The following is a 20655-nucleotide window of genomic DNA, read 5'->3' as shown; positions in this document are numbered from 1 at the left end:
CAGGGGTCCTATGTTATATATGAACGTAGTGGGATATAAATATGAACAGATATAGGACAGGCAAAGCCGAACCAAAAAGTTATATATGAATGTAGTGGGATATAAATACAACAAAGCCGGATTGTTCAAACATTTTAAAAGGCAGTTATATATGAACGTAGTGGGATATAAATGAACAATATGAAATTTATTCGCCTGAGTTTGATGTGTTATATATGAATGTAGTGGGATATAAAGTTCAAACTGCTAGAGACAATGATGTTATCCCATTCGGTTTTATCTGAACGTAGTGGGATATAAAGACCTAAAACAAAAAGAACCAATGCAACCAAATGCCAAAGTTTTATCTGAACGTAGTGGGATATAAAGAAAGACGATGGCGGCCGTAAAGAATGGTTAGAATTTGTTTTATCTGAACGTAGTGGGATATAAAGTTGCAGCTGTCGCATTCGTAAATCCCGTTTTCTTCTATGCCGGTTTTATCTGAACGTAGTGGGATATAAAGCCGGGGCATAAACGATGTTCGGATACTTTTCAGCAATGTTTTATCTGAACGTAGCGGGATATAAAGAGGAACCGGAGCCACCGGAACCAACAGTAGAGGACAAGTTTTATCTGAACGTAGCGGGATATAAAGAGGAACCGGAGCCACCGGAACCAACAGTAGAGGACAAGTTTTATCTGAACGAAGCGGGATATAAAGGCTTAGAATTGTTGGAACAGTTAGCAGAAATTTTCCACGGTTTTATCTGAACGTAGTGGGATATAAAGTATAAAGAACCTTGATCCGATTTTCATCTAGTTTTATAGTTTTATCTGAACGTAGTGGGATATAAAGCAAGCAGATCGGCGGGCTTTGTGAGCAGGACGTCCAGTTTTATCTGAACGAAGCGGGATATAAAGGTCGGTGTCGTGGTGGCCAGTTGGGGCTTAATTGAAGGTTTTATCTGAACGTAGTGGGATATAAAGGAGGGAGACAGGGTGACAAACCCCGTCTTGGTTGATAGTTTTATCTGAACGTAGCGGGATATAAAGTCCTCTAAAAGCCGAGCCTTACAACTTTCAAGTAATCCGTTTTATCTGAACATAGTGGGATATAAAGGAATAAGCATTGTTAGGAAACACCAAAGATTGTAATAGATTATTCTTTCGAAGTTTAATCTGAACGTAGTGGGATATAAAGGTAGGAGCAAGTGTAAAAATGGCACAGCAAGTAGCGATTTTATCTGAACGTAGTGGGATATAAAGTGATTACTGACGAATTTAATTGTCACCATGTAATTTGCGTTTTATCTGAACGTAGTGGGATATAAAGTCTAAATACAAGTTATACCCGACAAGGTTGGGACTCATGTTTTATCTGAACGTAGTGGGATATAAAGAGAAACAGACACTTCAACTCGTTTAGTATGCCTTTCGTTATATATGAACGTAGTGGGATATAAAGATGAGATTAATTGTGTTGTACTCCCACATGCACCATGGTTATATATGAACGTAGTGGGATATAAAGCAGCCTTAACGCTATCTATCGCATTACCCGTTAACGGTTTTATCTGAACGTAGTGGGATATAAAGCTCGGGGGCTCTGCCAGACTTGCGATGAAAAAGAAACGTTTTATCTGAACGTAGTGGGATATAAAGCAGTTCTGGCAATCCGTTACAGTGACTTCTCTGAAAGTTTTATCTGAACGTAGTGGAATATAAAGGATGAATGGATGTGAACGTATGGCAATGGGGAGTAGGTTTTATCTAAACGTAGTGGGATATAAAATAGACAAAGGAGCACAAATGATAGCCACGTACATGAAAGTTATATATGAACATAGTGGGATATAAAGTGTTTATTCTTTGGTTTTATCTTAGGAGGTTATCATGGTTATATATGAACGTAGTGGGATATAAAGTAGAAGTTTCAAGTAATCCCTCGTCATTCAAGATAATGTTATATATGAACCTAGCGGGATATAAAGGATAACAAATCCGCAAATTTATCTACTGTTATTTCTCGTTATATATGAACGTAGTGGGATATAAAGGTGGATGCCTTGTACGTCTGATTGCCGGCAGTTGGAACTTATATATGAACGTAGTGGGATATAAAGACAATCCGCCCCGGTTTTCTGTTTCTTCTTTGGCTGCGTTTTATCTGAACGTAGTGGGATATAAAGCAAATGGAGACGGTTGATGTTCGAGTCCGTTTATTAGTTTTATATGAACGTAGTGGGATATAAAGTTATGTAAGGATTGGGTGAGTGCTGCTAACTTTGCTAGTTTTATATGAACGTAGTGGGATATAAAGATGAAACAAAAACTGAAATACGCCCTAATCATTCTCGCTAGTTTTATCTGAACGTAGTGGGATATTATTGTAAAAAAAGTAGCCTTTAAACTCGGCTACTTCTACTACCCTTATATCTAATTAGAGGCATACCTAATTACATGTTTTCTACTTTCTCTGTCTTCCTGTCCTTTAAAATGTGTGCATACAAGCCGGTTGTTTTCGGGTCGCTGTGACCCAGCTGTTCCTGCAACCAAAGGAGGTCACGGTGTTCATCATAATTTCTCGTCGCAAAGCTGTGCCGCAGCTTGTGGACGGTCATTCCTGGTTTGCCATACGCCTTTGCATATTTCTCCATCATTCTCTGAATCGAGCGTGGGGCTATGCGCTCCAATCCCTTATCCCCGCGGTTCGCTGAAATAAACACTGGTTTAAAATTTTTCAAAACTCACGTGCTCTTTTAATATTATAAGTTAAGTTGTCTTTCATAATCCAGCGGTACCACGTTTTCTAACGACATCGTAATGTTTACGACAATAACCATTACCAACGTGAGGATTATTGCAACCATCGACGGTACATGTGCGTTTTTCCCTTATCTTTCTTGTCGCTTTGCCTAATGGGTCGCCATACTTTATAACCCTGTTATAGTGAGTATTACAATATCCTTTACGATCACTTTGCCTTTCACACCATTCAACACTACATGTATCTTGTTTTTTTGGTGGAGAAACTGAGTTTATTAGTGGATCACCGTAATTCCAGTAATTTAAATAATGCTCTGTACAATATCCTCTTTTTGTACGAAGATTTTCACAGCCCTCAACGGAACATTTTGGTTGTTTCTTTGGTCGCGGAGCTGCTTTCCCCAAAGGATCACCATATAACTTAAATTTCCTAAGATGCTTTTCGCAGAATCCCTTTCCGGAATGAGGCTTTTCACAATTTTCAACAGAACATGTTCGTTTTAGAGCCGGGGTATATACCCATAACGGGTTCCCATATCTCTTATACTTATGATAATGCTTAGGACAGTAGCCTTTTGTTCTGGAAGGATTATCGCAGCCATCTATGGAGCATAATAAGCCCTTTTGAGGTTGACGTACCTCTTTTGGTGGCTCAATATGCTTCTTATAACTTTGGTAATGCTCATGACAAAAACTTTTACTGTAATCAGGGTTATCACAGCCACTTACAGAGCATAAGCCCTTGTGAGACCGACGCACCTCTTTTAATGGATCGCCATACTTCTTATACCTTTGGTAATGTTTGTCACAAAAGCCTTTACTTCTATATTTTCTTTCACAACCATCAATTGTACATATGCGGTGTTGTTGAGATTCAATTTCCCTCAACGGATTGCCGTACTTCCTCAATTTTTCATAATGCTTCGCACAATAGCCTTTGCTTCTATATTTTCTTTCACAACCATCAATAGAACATGCACGTTGTTGACGAGATCGTATTTCCTTTAATGGGTCGCCATACTTTTGAAATTTTCGGTAATGCTTTTGACAGTAGCCTTTGCTCTCATGAGGGTTATCACAACCATCAATCGAACACATTCGCTTTGGTGATACAGGAGATGTACCTAACGGATTTTTCGTTCGTTTTTGTTTCTGAGTAGACTTAACTAATGGATTACCATGTGTCCTATACCTCTGATAATGCTTCATACAATAACCATGACCTACTGAAACTTCGTCACAACCATCAATAGAACAAGGCAATCTCTTATTTTTTCTAAGTTCCCGTGTCTTAATTATTTGTGGGTCGCCGTATTTCCTTTGTCTTTCATAGTGTTTTGGGCAAAAACCCTTTGTTTTAGAAGCATTTTCACAACCATTTACACTACATTTAACAATGGTTTTATTAAAAGGGAAGTGTAATGGGTTTCCGTATCTTAACCATCTTTTATAATGCATCGAACAAAAACCTTTACCGTGATACGGATTACCGCAACCTTCAATAGTGCAATGAGGATTATTACTTGTAGTGGTCTCTGTCATTTCAATCACTCCGTACACCATTCATTTTATTTTTGTATTGCTCAATACCACCATCTAAATTTTTACGACGCTCTGATTTATCCAGTTGTGTGTAAAGATTCGTTGTCTCGATGCTGCTATGCCTCAACTGAGTTTTTAAGCCAATTATGTCACCGGTGCGTAGGTAGTATTCTGTAGCAAAAGAATGCCTTAATTTATGAACACTCATATCCTTAATACCAAAGGCTTTTGCATACTTTTCTACACATAATTGCACTGCGCGCTGGGTCATCCGGCCATGAGGTTTTTGGGAAGAAACAAACAGCGGTTGAAAATTCTTAGGCAGGTCATATCGTCCGTCGCGGATCGCTATGTACTCACGTAACGGTTCTAATGCAAACTTACTAAACTCTACAACGGTTTCCGTATTGCCTTTTCCTTCAATGAAACATTCACAGGTATTTAAATCAACTTCATCCACATTAAGGCCGACTAGCTCTGATAGACGTAAGCCAGAGGCGAGTAGGAGAGAGATAATCGCCACATCACGCTCCCGGTTAATTCGATAATTGTACATAAGTTTCTTATTATCCCTAAATTCCTCACCAAACTCGCTTGCTACATATTCCTGAAAGGTGTAAAAATCATCATAAGTCTTAAGGATTTTTTTGCTGAGAACAGTCATCCGGGCTTTTGCATCTATATTTTTTCTGTTTACCTCAATGTCTTGCATTACATTATAGGTGATATAGGGTACATTATCTTTCCCACCTGGACCTTTCGCAAGATAGCCAAATAGCTTACGGAGAGCTGATATTTTTCTAGCTACAGATACATCTTTATTATCACGTTTGTTTATAATGTGACGCCTAAAGTTATCAATATCAATTTCACTCAATTCTTCAAGAATAGAAGGGGGCATATCCTTTACTTCGCCAGTATAGAGTCCTTCTGCTAAAATCCAGTTGAGAAAAATAGAGAAATCTATGGCGTAGTTGTAAAGTGTATTGATACTCCTAGTAGTTTCATTCCGCTGTAGATATTCACGGATATAGTAGGGGAAATCCTTGATAATTTCCTCATACCTTTTGTATGTATTCTTAAATAATTCTTTTTTCATGCATTTATCTCCTTAGAATAGGGCAGGGTAGCATAGTTGTAATATAAAATTCCCAACATAACCAATCGTAATCTAACTTAAAGTAATTTAATTACTTTTAGGTTCGTATTTACCTATAAATACGAACCGAAGTTAACATAATTTTATTATGGTATGCTATATATATTTATTTTAGCAAGAGGGAGGGGCGTAATTGTGTCTTTATTCATATATATATCAACACAAAAGCACCTACATAATTGACACAAATCATCCCCGCTAGAATATCAAAAAGTCTTTTTGACACAAAACTACCTACATCAGCTTTAATTCATAATTGTCCGGATCGGCACCCGTAGTGTTATCGAATCCATGTTTTTCAGCAAATTGCCTGCTTGCGTCAGTAATAGCACTCTCTAACCAAATGCTTTTATATCCGTTATTTTTAGCAAAATCCTTTAACCAATAAAGAACCTGAGTACCAGTTCCGGTGCGTTGATTTTCAAATTCTATCTTGCGAACTACGAATTCATTATCCTCTGAAATCATGCAACTTAAACGTATTTCTCCTAAATCGTTTATAAAAGCAAAACGGTATTCATCATACACTCTAATATGTATTATTTCATCTGCATTGTTTTCTAAAATTGAAACTAAACCGCTGAACGTTTGCTGGTAATCAGATTGGATTGTTTTCAACCGTAAAACCTCCAAGTTAACCATAATTTTGTTATGGTTAACTAATTTTTTTCATCAAACTTATTCGATTCATAAAACATATATTATGCGAAGCGAATATGAGACACAAAAAACAAGGGTGTTACCCCCTCTTCTTTGAGACAACCCTTGTGATATTCCTCTTGTTACCTGTATAACCAACCTTATGTAATTAAGGATATTATACCTTTATTTTTTATCAATGTCATGTTCGTAAATATAATTTAGTTATGTTAGTGGTAATTAATTATTGGGTATGTACATCAGATTTTTAGTTTTTTCTTTTCTTTACAGCGCTCTACATATGATATCAATGCTGGCAACATTTTTTCGACATCCCATGAATTAAAATATGCTACATAGTTATCGATTCTGCGATTATTACGGACATAGAAACTATGCATAGTGAATATCCCAATATCATCACTATATACTTCTAGGGTATCAGGAGATGAGTCGTTAATTAATGTATAATCCATTAACTTAAACCTTCTTCTTGTGAATTCATCGAAGGGTTCTTTTCGCATTTTGCCAACTCTCTTTTCTTCCTCATCATATTCGGTATTCTTCAACGCTTCTAAGATAAAAGAGAAAGTGTCATAATCCATTTTATTATTATTTTCATCTACAAAGTAAGCAGTGCTTGTTTCTTTGTCAAATTTAAGCGTCCATTTGTTTTCTAAACTATTATTAATTTCTTCCTTGAAAAGTTCGTCCAAAAATTCGTCCATCTTGTTAGCTCCTTTTATGATAACCTCGATTTTTGCACTATATATTAACGACTTGCCGCACTTCCCTATTTTTCATTACATAAATTAACTTTTGTATTTCTTTATCTGTTTTACATGATTCTGTTTTACTTTTTCAGATACTTCTGAGTACGGTTTTAAGGTGCTATAAGTATGGTTAATTTCTTCTTGTGTAAACACTTTCGGGCTTTTTTGAATGACCTGCTTCATCACTTTGCCTATTTTATTCCTTTTGAAAACTTCTACACTTGTAGTGTCGAATGATACTTTTTTCAACTCACACCGTTCACTAAAGACAATAAGGGATTTAAAATAGCTAGCTGGTATAGATGTAAGTTGGCTTTGTAAGACTTTGATATGTGTCTGATTTTGTTTAATTGGATTATAAAAGAACTCCTTACGCTTGTTAGGGAACATTTGACACCAATTACGATCTTCTTCCTTTCCAAATATCCACCCACTATAATTTTTGGATTCAATCACATAAATACCCGTTTCATGGATAAATACAATGTCAGTCTCACTCATGCCACCTTTACCATTGGGAATATAGCAGTTTACCAATGTTTTATGATACCCACTTATCTTATCAAGCTTTTGCACCGTATAATATTCCCCTTGTAATCCTTTATCCCTTAACACTTTTAAAAAAGAATTTTTTGTTTCCTTACTATATGTACTTTTGGAGTATCTTTGGTATTTCACAACAAAAACTATCCATGCTGGGGAGCTTAAAAGTAAGAATATAAAAATTGCTTCCACTACTCGATACCCCTTTTTAGAATAAGAACGCTAAAACTTAAAGTAAGCAAATCATTCACCCTTCCCTTTTGTAATGCCGCGATGACAAAAATAACCCGCAAAGAAGAAAATAAGATAAGGTAAAAAAATCATCATAATATGAATAAAAGACTCCTTCAAAAAAATCACCACATTCCATAAAGACAAATTATTGAACATTGAACTATTTAAACTTGATGAATTGTTAATTAGCGATTAGCTGGCTATTCCGACGTTCCATATATTTATAGTTCTCATAATCTAAACCCAATTTAGCAAATGCTTCTTGAAAGCCAAATTTACCCCTAATCGACTCAAATAAATGGGGATCGCATTTTTGCAGATGTTTGCAGCCTTGCCATTCCCCTTTGTCAATCAACTCTTTCAGACTGCCTAGAGTTTCTTCCTCGGTCATTTTTAAGTATCCTTTGTGGTACTCTTGTTCTAACCCTAACTTTTTAAATGCCTCATTAAAACCGTATCGATTAATTCTTCGATAAAGCCAGCTATCATGCTTCATTAAATGACTAATTGAAAATCCGTGTTTTTGTATATAATGATGAAAAATTTGGAGTAAGTTTTCTTCATTTTCGACCACTTTTGGTCTAGGTAAAATAGCAAAACGATCATAATCTAAACCCAATGCATCAAAGGCCCCTCTTACGCCAAAATTATCCTTAACTGCGCTTGCTAAGCCAGAATCGTGCTCTCTAAACGAATCTACCCCTTTCCAACCATGTTCATTTAAATACTGCTGAAACTCGATTAACGTGTTTTCCTTCGTCCAATGTCCGTATGGTCTTACATTCTTCCTTGTTAAGTAATCTTGATAGTTTAATCCTAATTTTTCAAAAGCGACATTCATTTTCATTCTTTTTGCAATCTTAATATACAAGGATGGATAGCGTTTTTTTAAATCTCCAGGACCTTTCCATTCTCCATTATCAATCCATGCCTTTAATTCACTCAGCATAAATACCTCAGTCCATTTCTTTTCTACTACAGGCTTAATCAGTTCATCATCTGTCCAGCCTGCCTTTACTCTTGCTCGTAAAGTGGAAACTGGTATATTTAGGACAACAGACCAATCATTGAGTGTTTTTTCCATTCCATTAATACTTATCAGTTGGCTCTTTCTCATTCATAAACCCTCCAATATATTTATTGAAACTCTATAAAACCAAAAAACACACTTCTCCCGATGGGAAAAGTGCGTGCTTCGCAACTATAGTGATTACATGAAGTTTTAAATAAATATTTCTATCGCTGCTGAAAACTATTAATCAAATAACCTAAAATATACAAAAAACATATACCAATACATAGAAAAAGTATCTGCTCTACTATTTGTTACTTTTTTTGTTTTTCCCATTCCTGTTAAGCCAATAGAAGAATAATGTCCCTGCCACTCCTACCATTATGTACATTACATTAAATTCCAATAAAGCATAAATTGTACACAATATAAAGATAACCATACAAAAATAAGCAAGCCCTGTTCCTAGCATTTGTATCAGGTTATCTAGCAGGATAAAAAACTTCCCCATATAAATCACCTGGTTTCCTTTGATAAAGAGGTCAGTTCCGACAAAGTAAACCTTTTATCACAATTTGAGCATCGATAAGCGATTTTCACCTCGAATTTATCTACATTGAGAAAAGTAGTTCCATTACTTCCCTCTCCTATAAATACATTCCCCTTATCATAATGCTCTTTAATATCATTTCTCCTCATTTTTAAGCCGCATTGTGGACATTTCTTTTTGCCGAACAATATCAATGCAAGCTCTTTACCTGTTAAACGAGTTTTATGGTATTCGTTGGAGTTTGGTTTAAGCACTTTTTATCACTCCTTAGCTTAATGAGCTAACATTTTATCAGCGATAGCAGCTCCACTCACTTGATACGTCCGCTTCTGCACTTGTTCCTTTAATTTCGCTAAACGCTCCGTTCGAGGCAAATCATTCACCCTTCCCTTTTGTAATGCCGCGATGATAAAAATAACCAGCAAAGAAGAAAATAAGACAAGGTAAAAAAATCATCATAGTATGAATAAAAGACTGCTTCAAAAAATTCACCACATTCCATAATACAAGTTATAGGAGTGTAATCTATTATCTAGTATATCTACCTCTTGAATATCTCCCTCTTGAATAATGGCCTCCTGACTTTGAATAATTAAGGCTTTCATGGTAATTAGAATCGTATGTCCTTGTTATTAGCCATCCTACAAACAAACCTAGAAAGGCCATTACAATAATCATTAACAGGATCATTCACCCCTCATAAATAAACTTGAACAGCATACATAAACACCCAACAGAAGCTAAAATAATAAGAATCCCACAATTTCAAATTATCACCTCACTGTATAAAGACAAATCATTCATCCCTTGAAAAACTTCTAATAAGCATAAAAAGAATGAACAAACAAAGAGAACAAAACCATAAAAGTCTCAAAACAGGAGTAGACCAAATAAAATTCATAAAGTCCATTAAAAACAAACCATTCATCCTCTCTCAATGGATACTGAAACTCTCTAGTGTTTTGCCTTAGTTCTCTTCATATTCCTCATAAAATTCCCTTAAATAATTCCCGCTAAATCTTAAGTAAACAAAGCCACTAACTAAAACTATGAAAGAAATTACAGCACACCATTCATAATTCTCTTTGCTGAACAGATAATAAGCCGTTATCAAATAAGAAACACCGAAAAGATAAACAAGCAACATATGGATAAAATAAGCCCATTTATTCACCTGCCACTTCTCCTGTAAGTTCCTGTTCTGCCCAATCATTTGTCATCTTATCAGCAATTGACGCAGCACTTACATGATAAGTCCCGTCTTTGACTTGTTTCTTCAACTTCGCCAAATGTTCAATACGTGCCTTACTTATTTTCCTTATCGATGGCTCCACCTTCATTGTTCTATCCTCCCTCTACTTGTTAATTGCTTAAGACATATGATGTAAGCTGCTCTTCTTGAAAAAAGCCTTCTCCATATCGTTCCTGCAACTCTCTTGCTGCTTCTCGAAACAATCGATTGGCCGCAAATATAGTAAGCATGAGGACCGTATCCTCCTGAGCTTTTAACCACTGTTTCGATGCATTGTTATTGCTGGCATCCACAATTTCAGCTAAAAATTCAGGTAATGTTTTTTCGCCTTCAAATATTCTAACCAGCTCTAGATTAACCAGGCGGTTTCGTTTATTGGTTAATACTTCATAATGTTGTTTGAACAAAGGCGCTACCCTTTCATCTGTAGCTAATGCTTTATGATAGGTGCTATAAGCCTGGATGATTTTTTCTTCTACCTTCTCAAGCTCCTGTTTTTGTTCACGCATATTTCTCCTCCTGTCTTAAGAAAAACGTTGATTAACGAGCTTCGGCAATTGATACAGCTGTATTACGAGCGATATGGTAAGGGATTGGCTTGTTCGACATGAGTTCCAGCAGTGCCTTTCTACTGTCCTTTTTGTATTTATGATGTTCCTTTGGCTGTTGGTTTATATCTTGAATTGCTTGAGAAAGTACTTGAGAAAAAATCATTTATCCTGCCTCCCCTTCTTTTTGAGAAACAAAAAAAGCACGCACGAATCCCCTTAGGATTTCGTGCGTGCTTCGCATCTATTGTTGATCTATGAAATTTTCATTCATTAATTTTCATTTCTTACTTTAATAATACCAATTTGTGTGTAGGGATTCAATTTATTTTTTAATAGAATGCGATGACCTTTCCATTCATTTCTTTCATCATCCATTTTCTATCGGGACTTAAACGTATCGGTTTTGATGAATTGAACACGATTTTATCAAACTTAGCTGCATTACTTGGATTCTGAACATAAACGACAGGGCTAGAGTTAAAGGAAAGTTTAATCTGCTCGCTCGAAATGGGTTCTAATGCATAAACGTGAGGATTTTTTTCATCAGCGATAACATTTGCTCCTGATACAGTAGTATTGGTGCTTTGATTTTCCACTTTATCGATATACAAGTATTTTACATTTTTCAATTTGCTCATACCATCGTAGTCTCTATCTTGCCACCAACAACCATGCCATTTTTCTCCCCAATTAGGCGGGTAAACACCGCTCTCTAATACAGAAATGGAGTCATCCGATTCTACATTGTATACCCATGCTACATGCCCATAAAAATCCCCTGAAAAAGATTGTCCTGCATATGTAACCAGATCGCTCGGTTGAAAAATGACAATCGAATCTTTCTTTGGTTTGTCTGATAATTTTAGCGTATATTTCAAGTTCCCTTTATACGCGGTGGTTCCATCTAGTTGACTCCATAACCGCGCATCGCCTACGTGCGGGAGCTCAATTCCCCATTTTTGATATGCCATCTGCCAGGAAAACCACACGCAATTACCGCCACCGTAGTATGTATAGCTGTAAGGGGCGTCAGTATAAGGTCTTACATCTGTCGGTTCTTCTGCAAAAGCAGTTTGTACACCACATGCAACAAGTAAGGTTGTTGCCAGTAATGTGCTTTTCAGTCGCTTCCATATTTTCATGTGCGTTCTTTCCTCCGATTTTTTAAATGATGAAATAAAAAAAGCACACACAGATCCAAAGGATCCATGCGTGCTCCGCATTTACCGTCTACTACAGACATATTCAGTTGTTATTAGACTGACTATTCAAATGAAGTATATCTTGAAAACAATGTTTAATTAAACAGTTTCTTTATTAGCATAAAAAAAGCCATTGGTCTACTTGCTTACCAATGGCTTTATCCCTTTTCCAAAAAAACAATCTGCTTTTTCACTTCTTTACTATCTAATCAGTTAATAAATCATTTATAAATAGTGTCTCGCTATAAACCAGTTGTTGGGACACTCTTTGTAAAAAATCACTGTATATTTTCAAATTTACGTCTACATCTTCACGCCCTAAATTAAGCACCTGACTTAATGCATGATTTTCCCCCTGTGAAACAAGTGACTTCACATAATCACGAATGTGATGATGAGACGCAGAACGCCATAGAAAGCAACCGGGTGGTGCCCAATTTCTTTTATCCTCATTGATGTATGCAAAAGAATATAAGAACTCAAAGGTATCGAATGTAACCTGATAAGCTGTACCTGTGAAATACGGGCGAAATACATTTTCGAGCCAATCATTAAGCTCCCTATTTTGTAAGGTAAAAACTTCTCTGTCTGGTAGGGCATGTGTAAATGACTGCTTTGGTACCTCCCTAAAAACCTCAATAGCATAGGCTTGAAACAACAATCGTTCTCTTCCAATATCTAACCGTTCCGTTGATTTTGGTTCAACGATTACCGTATAAAAACCTTTCAAATTCCCGGAAGCATATGAAGCAATTCCGGTTGTATACATCACGAGTAATGTAGGTAATTTTGCTAGATTTATTAAAGAAGTATACCCGCCTGATTTTCTAATATATAAACTCTCGATAATTTTCTTTACTAAATCGAAATACTTTTTATCCTCAGCAAAATAACATACAGCTGCCACCATGTGAAGCAAAGTCTCCGACTTCGTATAATATTGTTTCATAAGTCTACGAAAAAATTCTGCGGAATTTGCCCTATCATATGTATCGGTTGGCACACTGTTAATGAATGAGATTACCTGATCCGCCTCCTCTTTTAGTAAGTCATGTAAGCCGATAAAGTCATTCGTGCGGAGCATTTTCTTGACCATTGCCCGTCCTATTTCCGGATTCAACGGATTCTGTGTCGTCATGCTTTCAAGTGCTTCAACTTGATGAACCAATTTGGTAAATATCTGGTCAGCACCATCAATTTGAATTACATTCGCGGAGCGATGTTGGGTGATATCCTGTGCTTCCGGTTGTACTTCTCCTCTTGATAGCCAATACCAACTATATCTTCTTGAAACTGTTCTAAGCATTGCGGCTTTTAACGCTTCATCCCATACTCCGGACCAACCAGCAACAATTAATCCGAATTCATCAAAAATCCTATGCAAAAGCTGATTTTGACGTTCTGAGTAAACCTCCAACTCTTCCCGGGTGTTTTTAATTCTTGTATCCTTAAAGTCACCATGCAGCTTAATAATTGTGCATTTAGAGTGGACATACGGGCGCATCCCTGCAAATCCATCATCATTCCAGGCAACATCATAATCCACCCCGATATCAGTTAAAGCCCTTTCCATTAACCGATCGAAGTTGGTTGTTAAAATCATTTTTATGTAGCCCTTTTTTACAAGTTCTGCGATAGATCGATGCGCAGCTGTGGGTTGCTTTATCCCTTCTTCAATCTCTTCTTCTGTAGGGATAAAATATTTATTAAGAATAGCCTGGCGTTCATCAGGTGTTTTTCCAAGCCGTTCCAATAAATCATCATAACGAGGCTCCTCTTCATATTTTTCTCTATACCATGATTCCGCCTCTGCCTCTGTTAGATTACTTACTCCTTCTAGTGCTGCCAACTGCCGGCACATATCTAATACGATGCCCCAACCGGTTTTAATACCAGCTGAGAAAGAAACTCCCGAACCTAATAGAACGGCATATATACCAGGATTTGTGTGAATAGAGTAGGCTAACGATAATTCATTATTAAGCACAAATTCCCCTCCTTTAACAAAAAAAGTTATGGACTTTCACAAAGGAAAGCCTTTGATTATACTTTTTACTCTATTCTAAACTTTCTTAAAGTATCAAGTGTAGGTTGAGCATCGGATGGGTCAAATAAAACAAGATTTTTTCCACCCTCTTGCACTGTACTCTTAAAAATAATTCCATCATACCCGAAGTACTGGAAATAGTAAGCGAAAGCATGGAAAGGAGCATATTCTTTTTCTCTTTCTTGCCCCGCTTCAATAGGAAGAAAAATTTTATCTGCTATCATTTTTAAATAAATTTTTCCCAATATTCTACCGGTCATCCCTGCTTTGCCATCAGCTTTAACGAGTTCTTCTATTAATTCATCATAAGTCTGATTTAAACCATCTACTAAGTTAATAACCTTCTTTTGTTTTGCCTTTTCTGCAATCTCAAATTCACACATAATAACCGAGTCGCCAGAAGCAGCACGAATTTCCCGCAGACAGGTTTGTTCGGGATAATTAAACTATCGTTATACTGCCTTTGTTCATTATCATACCCAAGATAAATAAATAGTTTATCGGGCGGATTCATTCGATTTAATGACTTATAAGCGGGATTCGGTATAAAACGTTGGTAATCCTCTTGTGCAGAATTCTTCGCAGCTCGGTGTAAATTGTTTACCTTAGTAAGCCGGATATCTAAATGCTTTCTTTCATGCCGCAGCATATCATCAAATTGCCGGATGAATTGAACCTTTTTTAAATCGTTTATATCGTTATATTTTATTTCACCAGCAATAAGAGCGTCCTTAAAATTTTGCCACTGCCTCTCTAGTAAGTCAAAACACCCTTTCCGCACTGCCGCTAGTTTAGCTTCCCTTTCATTAAGGTACCGAATATATTCAAGGGTATCCCGTGTTGCCCGTGAATAAAACACGCGTCTCAAATCCTTTCCTTATTTTTTTTATGTTTCACAAATCAAGCATTGTTCTTCTATTAACTTTTATATTAATACGTCCACTGGGATAAAAAAACCAACATGATTGCAAAGAAAAAAATAGAATATAATAATTTCTTATGTAATAAGCTTAAATGTTTTGATATGGCAACCCCTTAAGGTAAGAAATGTACCTCCATCTTCGCATACCTTCATCGTTCTTTGTTGCCTGTCTAGGCTTACAATATGCCCTCTCGTTACTCTTTTTCTTCCATTAAAATAATAAGTCATTTCCACAGCCTTATCTTCCTGTATGGCCCGCATAATCAGCCAGTCAAACTCTTCGAAAGTCTGCTCGTCTAACTCCGGCTCCTCCTCTTTCTGCTGCTCAACATATAGCTCCCGTAGCGCGTTCGCATGTTCTGGCAGAATGAACCCAACCCACTTAATATTAGCCCTATCATTCATCGCTTATGGCCTCCAATTTGATTTACCCTTTTAACCATAATCCCGCCTTTAGTATAGCTGGAAGCTCGAAGTAATGCACCGAAGCCGAATTTATCACGGATGGTATCAATGATTCGATCTAATTTGAGCTGCTTTTCGTTGTTTTTGAATAAGTCCAATTGGAGAAAATCATCTGATGCTAGGTTTGTTAGGGATACACCCACCTGACGAACTGCTCCGCCTGTATAATGGTTTTCAAATATGTACTTACAGACCCGGTAAATGTCAGCCGTAAGGTTTGTATGATATGAAAGTGAAAAAGATTTGGAAAGGGAACGCCTTTGCTCCTCCCTGCTGTATCCTATGTATAAATGAATCGTCTTGCCGGATCGGTTTGCTCGCCTGGCTCTTCTGCATACCTCTTCTGTTATCTCCAAAACAACCAATAGAATCTCCTTCTTTTCGTGATAATCACGTAGGAGCGTTATAGAATGACCAAAACTCTTCGCCTCTGAACCACCATTGTTCTTAAGATTGCTGTAATCGATTCCCCAGGCGTGCCAATAATGCATTTCACCAACCGAACCGAATTTCTTTCGTATAAGAGAAAGCGGGGCTTTGGCTAATTGTTCCATTCTGTAAATTCCTATTCTTCGCAGCTTAAGAGCTGTCGCCTCTCCGATCCCCCATACGGATTGAACTTCAAGCGGCCAGATTAATCGAGGTACGTCCTCATACCGACATTCAGCATAACCGCTTTTTTTACCATATCGGTCCATGACCACTTTACTAAGGAAAGGGTTATCACCAACGCCGATGGCAACCCGTATCCCGTAGGATTGCCATATAGCAGTACGTAGCTTCTCGGCTATTTCTCTTGGTTCCCCGTACAAACGTCTATAAGGGGTTAGGTTTAAAAAGGATTCATCGATGGAGTATGGAAAAATGTCCTCCATACTCACAAAGGTTGATAACAAACGAGTAATGCCTACGGATACTTCAAGGTAATATTCCATATTCGCTTCCACAATATGAATATGTTTGGGCACTTGGAATAACCTTGTTTGAGTACTGATACCATACACCTCTTTTGCGCGTGGGGAGGCAGCTAAGATAATAGAACCTGGTCTTTTTAAATCCCCTGCTACCACAAGAAAAGTTTTATCCGGGTCAAGACCGAGCCGCGCCATTTCACAGGAAGCGTAAAAGGAACGTGCATCTATGCAGAAATAATCATGTCTTGGTGCGTGTGAGTAGTCGATCATTTTTTCCTCCTCTGCATACATATATGAAATTTAGAAATACGAACCTATGTTCCTGTATTTTACCACCACCCGACCAAAAATAAAACAGAAAATCAAGTGCCTTGAGCAAAATTGGTTATTTAAACAGCTTTTTGATCTTTTCGCAATCTGTTTATTTAAACATTTTTTCTACGCTATACTTCAACTTGTAAGCAATCTCTCATGTACGCATGTGCGTAAATGAGTAAATACTACTCTCTCCTTATTTAGTCGCGTATCTTTAGAGCAAGGCTATTGAAATGCCGCTACCCCTCCCCCGGCGGGTAGCGGCATTTCCTATTTTAGGAGGAATTTGAATGAAGAAAGCTATATTCATTTTTCTTGCGGTCTATATTTTGGCGATTGGAGGCTACTATTTATACAAAAATTATACTGCCACAGAATTCAGTAACGAAGGAAAGCCCCATTTAGAGCGTAGTGCTGATTATCATGAAGGAATGGACTTGCAATGGGATGTAGAAAACGGAAAAAACGGTAACTATGTTCCGGTGGATTTTGAGTCTTATAAGCATATGAGCCAAGAGGAATTTGATGAAAGTCATGACATGCATCAGCTTGAAGGTGAGACAATCCCGAACGACCGCTTAATGAATGTCTTTGACCTGGCTAATCGGGATTATTCTCAAGAGGCGTTTGCTGTCTTTGATATTCGAGCTTCGCAACCAGATGTGGCCGATCCGAACATCTACAACAATATGGACCAATTTCTTGCCCGCTCCATCCAAACCATTACTCATAACAAAACTTTGAAAACAGTAAGAATCTCCAACCCAAAAACTATCACTCCTACCCAAATGACATATGACCTACGTGTAGAGTACCGAGATGGCAAGATAGTGGAAATTGCTGCTGTTCCAATGATTAAAGTCGAAATGGATTGGTACGTAAATATGCGATTTAGCGATTTTGTCAACAAATTCAGATAAAAAGATACAGGAGGAATGAAATTGATGAAAAGACGCCGGAATACACCCGCATTCACCTTTCTCGCCTGGGCTTGTTTCGCTATAGCGTTCATAGCGATGTATGGCGGGCTCTACACATTGAACGCAAGTTTTCCAGTCAAAGGCTACTATGCAATTACCAGTTTGTTCTTAATTTTTACCAGTTTCACATTGCAAAAGGTTTTACGGGATAACGCGGAGGACGATGAAATGCTCCGTGAGGATGAAAAATATAGCCATGAACGCGTTCAAAAAGACAAGGGCGTTTAATTAAGAGGCGAACGTAAAACTAAATATGAATTTCGATGAGTCTCATAAACTTTCATTCTATGACAATGGCTGGGTTACTCCGCATGATATATATGCGGGAGATAACGAAGGGAAATGGTACTATCTTGGTAGAATTTATGTAACTAATAACTGAAAAGAAAGTAAACCATTAGTTATTAATGGCGACCAATTACCAAAAGATATCCGATACTTTAAAATGACCATTGGTGGCCCAAGTCGTGCGTTAGATGCTTTCCGAATTACAACTGATAAAGTAAAAGAAGAACCGGTAGAATAGTTTTTGAAGAATAAAAACGGTAGCGGGATCCCCCACTACCGTTTTTTTATTGCCTATTATTTTCTTGTGTAAGTTTTTTAATCACTGTGTTCCTAAAACGCTACCCGTTGCGCCTCGTAAAAATAAGACATAAACGGAATTGGTTTTGCTGCATTACTCAACCTACATACCACTTGATACTCAAGACTTCCAGAAAAAGAATCAATAATCGGTTTTATAAACGAAACCCCAACCACTTTGTACTTTGCACCAACATTTTCTTCATTTAAATTCCGTTTAATATTCATAGTCATAATCCCCTTTTCATTTAATTTGACCGACCGCTATATAAAGACACAAACCCTATATTTTTTTGTAAGAATAATAAATGAGCAAATAAAAAAGCACAGGAATGCCTATTGGCAGTCCGGTGCTTCCGAGACTCATTTTAATGTGGTTAATGATAAAATTTTTTCCTTAAAAACATTATATATTAAAAATCATTGTTTAGCTAAACAAATTAGTAAGATTAACTAGGGATTTTCAAAAATGGTAAACCGAGCATAACCCGAATCACCTTGAGATCCCCTTCTTCTGGGTTATCATTTTGTATATCCGCCTTTACTTTGGTAAGCCAGGTTGCTAATTCACTAAATTCCTTTTGTTGTTCTTCTGTTTCAGCTTTCTTTAACAGGGTTTTTGTCCATTTTATCTCAAGCGAAAGCCATCGAAGCAACCGCCGTTTTGTTCTTCCCTCAATCTGTTCTGGCATACCCTTCAACATTCTTCCCAGGTAGGCTACTTCAATATGATGTCGCAGACGAATCACCATAAAACCTGAAATAAGTAATGTGGATACCAAAAACATTGTACCCATGTATTCAAATGAATTTAGCATTGCTACATCCCTCGCACACTTCTCCCACTGATAAATCATGCTGCTCCGTATTTTGTGAGATACGTTATAAAATCGTTATCAGAAATTAAAGTTAGCTCATGGAAAAAGGCGAGCTGCCGCAGATGAATCCGCTTAGGTTCCGCTTCCCACTCTTCCAACAATAATCTGATTTGATTATCAGTATATAGCAAATGTGCACTATTGTCATTGGAGGAAGTCTCTCCTATCATTTGCTCAAATTGTTCTTGGCTGACTTCCATACGCACCTTACCCTCTCTTACTTGATACAAGATTCCATCCTCTTGATAAAAAATGGTGAACATCGCCATTTCATCAAATTTCATATGCCCGTCCCTTCTTCCCTATTAACTCATGAATTGTATATATTCCTATCCTATATCGAATATGTACGGCTAATCACTTCTTTTTGAGGATAATCATACAAATCATCAAGCCACTTATTATAATCATAAGTCACAATGATATCAGCCCCAGGAAAGCTCATATGGAGTGTATCCAGAACTTGGGACAGTTCTCGATGGTCCTGTTCGGAATAATTACAATGATACAAGCGTTTCCCCTGCTCCACATAGGGCGGGTCAATAAATATGCTAGCATCATCTTGCCAGTAAGCCTCTTCGATTAACTCGACTGCATTAAGCTGTGTAATCGTAATGTGCTGGCTCAAGGAGTGGATATGATGAATTCTGTTCTCTAAGCTGATGGGATTCCAACGGGACAGCAGAGCTTTCTTTGTGCCTTTTTTCCCGCCTAAAGGATTCGCATAGGGAATACCACTGTAAGCCAGGCGATTGACAATTAGGGAAGCCCATGCAGCATCGAGAGCATCAACACCAACATAATCCCGTTTTATAATACCTTGTGCCTTGAAATAATCCTTGTGCGTAGGGGAAGCGGAACGTAAGCGTTCTATGATCGTATAAGGCATATGCTTGATGACCCACCACAATGAGTAAACACCAGTGTCTAAATCGTTTAGGTGCAGATTTTGAACTAAACCAGCATCTAACATCGCTAACTCGAAACCGCCTCCCCCGGTGAAGGGAGAAACGAGTGTTTTTGACTTGGTAGCTTGAAGATGTGAAGCTAAATATTCAATGATTTTTGATTTACCCCCTGGATATCGATAAGGAGATAATCGTTTAGCCAGTTTGATATTAGGAGGGGCAACCGTACTCTTACCTGCATGCTTATCTTCAAGAATTAAGGTGAAGCGATGCTTCACATCTGTTTCGTTTAGATAGGTAAATCCATCGCAATCTGAGCACCAAAATCCGGTGCCATGCCGGTCTAACTCAAACAGTTCACTTCCCTCTGCATCCGAAAGACCGCAGAATTGACAGGTTAGCATGAAATCCCCTCCTTTCTATTTCTCTATTCGCC

The 20655-nt window shown here is 37.5% G+C and carries 26 protein-coding genes; 3 read left to right on the top strand and 23 right to left on the bottom strand.

From position 1 onward, the window contains the following. Positions 1-519: 519 nt before the first annotated feature. Positions 520-753: a hypothetical protein gene (locus MBEAL2_RS34370; protein WP_439644882.1), complete on the top strand. Its 234-nt coding sequence runs from the start codon at positions 520-522 to the stop codon at positions 751-753. Between the two features lie 1685 nt (positions 754-2438). Here the strand turns inward: MBEAL2_RS34370 and MBEAL2_RS16695 are convergent. From MBEAL2_RS16695 to MBEAL2_RS16615, 19 genes are all read right to left on the bottom strand, one after another. After that, positions 2439-2726, bottom strand: a complete 288-nt coding sequence (locus tag MBEAL2_RS16695) for a tyrosine-type recombinase/integrase (protein ID WP_047153411.1) — start codon at positions 2724-2726, stop codon at positions 2439-2441. A gap of 40 nt (positions 2727-2766) precedes the next feature. Further along, positions 2767-4290 (bottom strand): hypothetical protein, encoded by a 1524-nt coding sequence (locus MBEAL2_RS31155; protein ID WP_152667816.1) that lies wholly within the window; start codon positions 4288-4290, stop codon positions 2767-2769. Position 4291: 1 nt separating this feature from the next. After that, positions 4292-5389, bottom strand: a complete 1098-nt coding sequence (xerS, locus tag MBEAL2_RS16685) for a tyrosine recombinase XerS (protein WP_047153409.1) — start codon at positions 5387-5389, stop codon at positions 4292-4294. A 294-nt stretch (positions 5390-5683) separates the two neighbouring features. Beyond that, the gene (locus tag MBEAL2_RS16680) at positions 5684-6067 is read right to left on the bottom strand and encodes a GNAT family N-acetyltransferase (RefSeq protein ID WP_047153408.1); all 384 of its coding nucleotides are present in this window, start codon (positions 6065-6067) and stop codon (positions 5684-5686) included. A 281-nt stretch (positions 6068-6348) separates the two neighbouring features. Further along, positions 6349-6816, bottom strand: a complete 468-nt coding sequence (locus MBEAL2_RS16675) for a hypothetical protein (RefSeq protein WP_047153407.1) — start codon at positions 6814-6816, stop codon at positions 6349-6351. Between the two features lie 84 nt (positions 6817-6900). Continuing rightward, positions 6901-7596: a nuclease-related domain-containing protein gene (locus MBEAL2_RS16670; protein ID WP_047153406.1), complete on the bottom strand. Its 696-nt coding sequence runs from the start codon at positions 7594-7596 to the stop codon at positions 6901-6903. 223 nt (positions 7597-7819) lie between these two features. Further along, positions 7820-8755 carry a hypothetical protein gene (locus tag MBEAL2_RS16665; protein WP_047153405.1) on the bottom strand — a complete coding sequence of 312 codons (936 nt, stop codon included), beginning with the start codon at positions 8753-8755 and terminating at the stop codon, positions 7820-7822. 411 nt (positions 8756-9166) lie between these two features. Continuing rightward, on the bottom strand, positions 9167-9454 hold the full coding sequence (locus tag MBEAL2_RS16655; protein ID WP_047153403.1) for a hypothetical protein: 288 nt from the start codon (positions 9452-9454) through the stop codon (positions 9167-9169). A gap of 18 nt (positions 9455-9472) precedes the next feature. Then, complete coding sequence (locus tag MBEAL2_RS30315; RefSeq protein WP_161798224.1) at positions 9473-9574, bottom strand: flagellar biosynthesis anti-sigma factor FlgM; 102 nt, start codon at positions 9572-9574, stop codon at positions 9473-9475. Positions 9575-10167: 593 nt separating this feature from the next. Continuing rightward, positions 10168-10374 (bottom strand): hypothetical protein, encoded by a 207-nt coding sequence (locus tag MBEAL2_RS16650; RefSeq protein WP_047153402.1) that lies wholly within the window; start codon positions 10372-10374, stop codon positions 10168-10170. Then, a complete protein-coding gene (locus MBEAL2_RS30310; protein WP_082129979.1) occupies positions 10367-10540 on the bottom strand; it encodes a flagellar biosynthesis anti-sigma factor FlgM in 174 nt (57 codons plus the stop codon). Before MBEAL2_RS30310 ends, MBEAL2_RS16650 begins: the two co-directional genes overlap by 8 nt. A 22-nt stretch (positions 10541-10562) precedes the next feature. Then, complete coding sequence (locus MBEAL2_RS16645; protein ID WP_047153401.1) at positions 10563-10961, bottom strand: hypothetical protein; 399 nt, start codon at positions 10959-10961, stop codon at positions 10563-10565. 31 nt (positions 10962-10992) lie between these two features. Further along, entirely contained in the window at positions 10993-11166 is a 174-nt protein-coding gene (locus MBEAL2_RS31825; RefSeq protein ID WP_161798223.1) for a hypothetical protein, read from the bottom strand. Positions 11167-11332: 166 nt separating this feature from the next. Then, positions 11333-12145 carry a CHAP domain-containing protein gene (locus tag MBEAL2_RS16640; RefSeq protein WP_047153400.1) on the bottom strand — a complete coding sequence of 271 codons (813 nt, stop codon included), beginning with the start codon at positions 12143-12145 and terminating at the stop codon, positions 11333-11335. Positions 12146-12410: 265 nt separating this feature from the next. Beyond that, positions 12411-14192: an SIR2 family protein gene (locus MBEAL2_RS16635; RefSeq protein WP_052947768.1), complete on the bottom strand. Its 1782-nt coding sequence runs from the start codon at positions 14190-14192 to the stop codon at positions 12411-12413. A 65-nt stretch (positions 14193-14257) separates the two neighbouring features. Beyond that, positions 14258-14635: an RES family NAD+ phosphorylase gene (locus tag MBEAL2_RS16630; protein ID WP_047153399.1), complete on the bottom strand. Its 378-nt coding sequence runs from the start codon at positions 14633-14635 to the stop codon at positions 14258-14260. Beyond that, positions 14581-15111, bottom strand: coding sequence for a hypothetical protein (locus MBEAL2_RS16625; protein ID WP_047153398.1), 531 nt, complete (start codon positions 15109-15111; stop codon positions 14581-14583). Before MBEAL2_RS16625 ends, MBEAL2_RS16630 begins: the two co-directional genes overlap by 55 nt. Before the next feature lie 138 nt (positions 15112-15249). Then, positions 15250-15579 (bottom strand): YolD-like family protein, encoded by a 330-nt coding sequence (locus tag MBEAL2_RS29375; protein ID WP_052947767.1) that lies wholly within the window; start codon positions 15577-15579, stop codon positions 15250-15252. Next, positions 15576-16823 (bottom strand): Y-family DNA polymerase, encoded by a 1248-nt coding sequence (locus MBEAL2_RS16615; protein ID WP_047153397.1) that lies wholly within the window; start codon positions 16821-16823, stop codon positions 15576-15578. The genes MBEAL2_RS29375 and MBEAL2_RS16615 overlap by 4 nt, the downstream gene beginning before the upstream one ends. Before the next feature lie 335 nt (positions 16824-17158). Here MBEAL2_RS16615 and MBEAL2_RS16610 point away from each other — a divergent pair, with 335 nt between their 5' ends. Together MBEAL2_RS16610 and MBEAL2_RS16605 are read left to right on the top strand one after the other, a co-directional pair. Continuing rightward, positions 17159-17788 carry a hypothetical protein gene (locus tag MBEAL2_RS16610; RefSeq protein WP_047153396.1) on the top strand — a complete coding sequence of 210 codons (630 nt, stop codon included), beginning with the start codon at positions 17159-17161 and terminating at the stop codon, positions 17786-17788. Positions 17789-17812: 24 nt separating this feature from the next. Then, a complete protein-coding gene (locus MBEAL2_RS16605) occupies positions 17813-18076 on the top strand; it encodes a YiaA/YiaB family inner membrane protein (protein ID WP_047153395.1) in 264 nt (87 codons plus the stop codon). A gap of 390 nt (positions 18077-18466) precedes the next feature. On the opposite strand, the gene MBEAL2_RS16600 is transcribed toward MBEAL2_RS16605, so the two are convergent. The 4 genes from MBEAL2_RS16600 to MBEAL2_RS16585 form a co-directional block, all read right to left on the bottom strand. After that, a complete protein-coding gene (locus MBEAL2_RS16600) occupies positions 18467-18661 on the bottom strand; it encodes a hypothetical protein (RefSeq protein ID WP_047153394.1) in 195 nt (64 codons plus the stop codon). Between the two features lie 221 nt (positions 18662-18882). Then, positions 18883-19251, bottom strand: a complete 369-nt coding sequence (locus MBEAL2_RS16595; RefSeq protein WP_161798222.1) for a hypothetical protein — start codon at positions 19249-19251, stop codon at positions 18883-18885. Positions 19252-19286: 35 nt separating this feature from the next. Further along, positions 19287-19595 carry a hypothetical protein gene (locus MBEAL2_RS16590; RefSeq protein WP_047153392.1) on the bottom strand — a complete coding sequence of 103 codons (309 nt, stop codon included), beginning with the start codon at positions 19593-19595 and terminating at the stop codon, positions 19287-19289. A 50-nt stretch (positions 19596-19645) separates the two neighbouring features. Then, on the bottom strand, positions 19646-20623 hold the full coding sequence (locus tag MBEAL2_RS16585) for a DNA adenine methylase (protein WP_047153391.1): 978 nt from the start codon (positions 20621-20623) through the stop codon (positions 19646-19648). Between the last annotated feature and the right edge of the window lie 32 nt (positions 20624-20655).

The organism is Aneurinibacillus tyrosinisolvens (assembly GCF_001015055.1).
GTDB lineage: Bacteria > Bacillota > Bacilli > Aneurinibacillales > Aneurinibacillaceae > Aneurinibacillus_A > Aneurinibacillus_A tyrosinisolvens.
The sequence above is the reverse complement of the archived record's forward strand: the minus strand, read 5'-3'. Positions and strand labels throughout refer to the sequence as shown.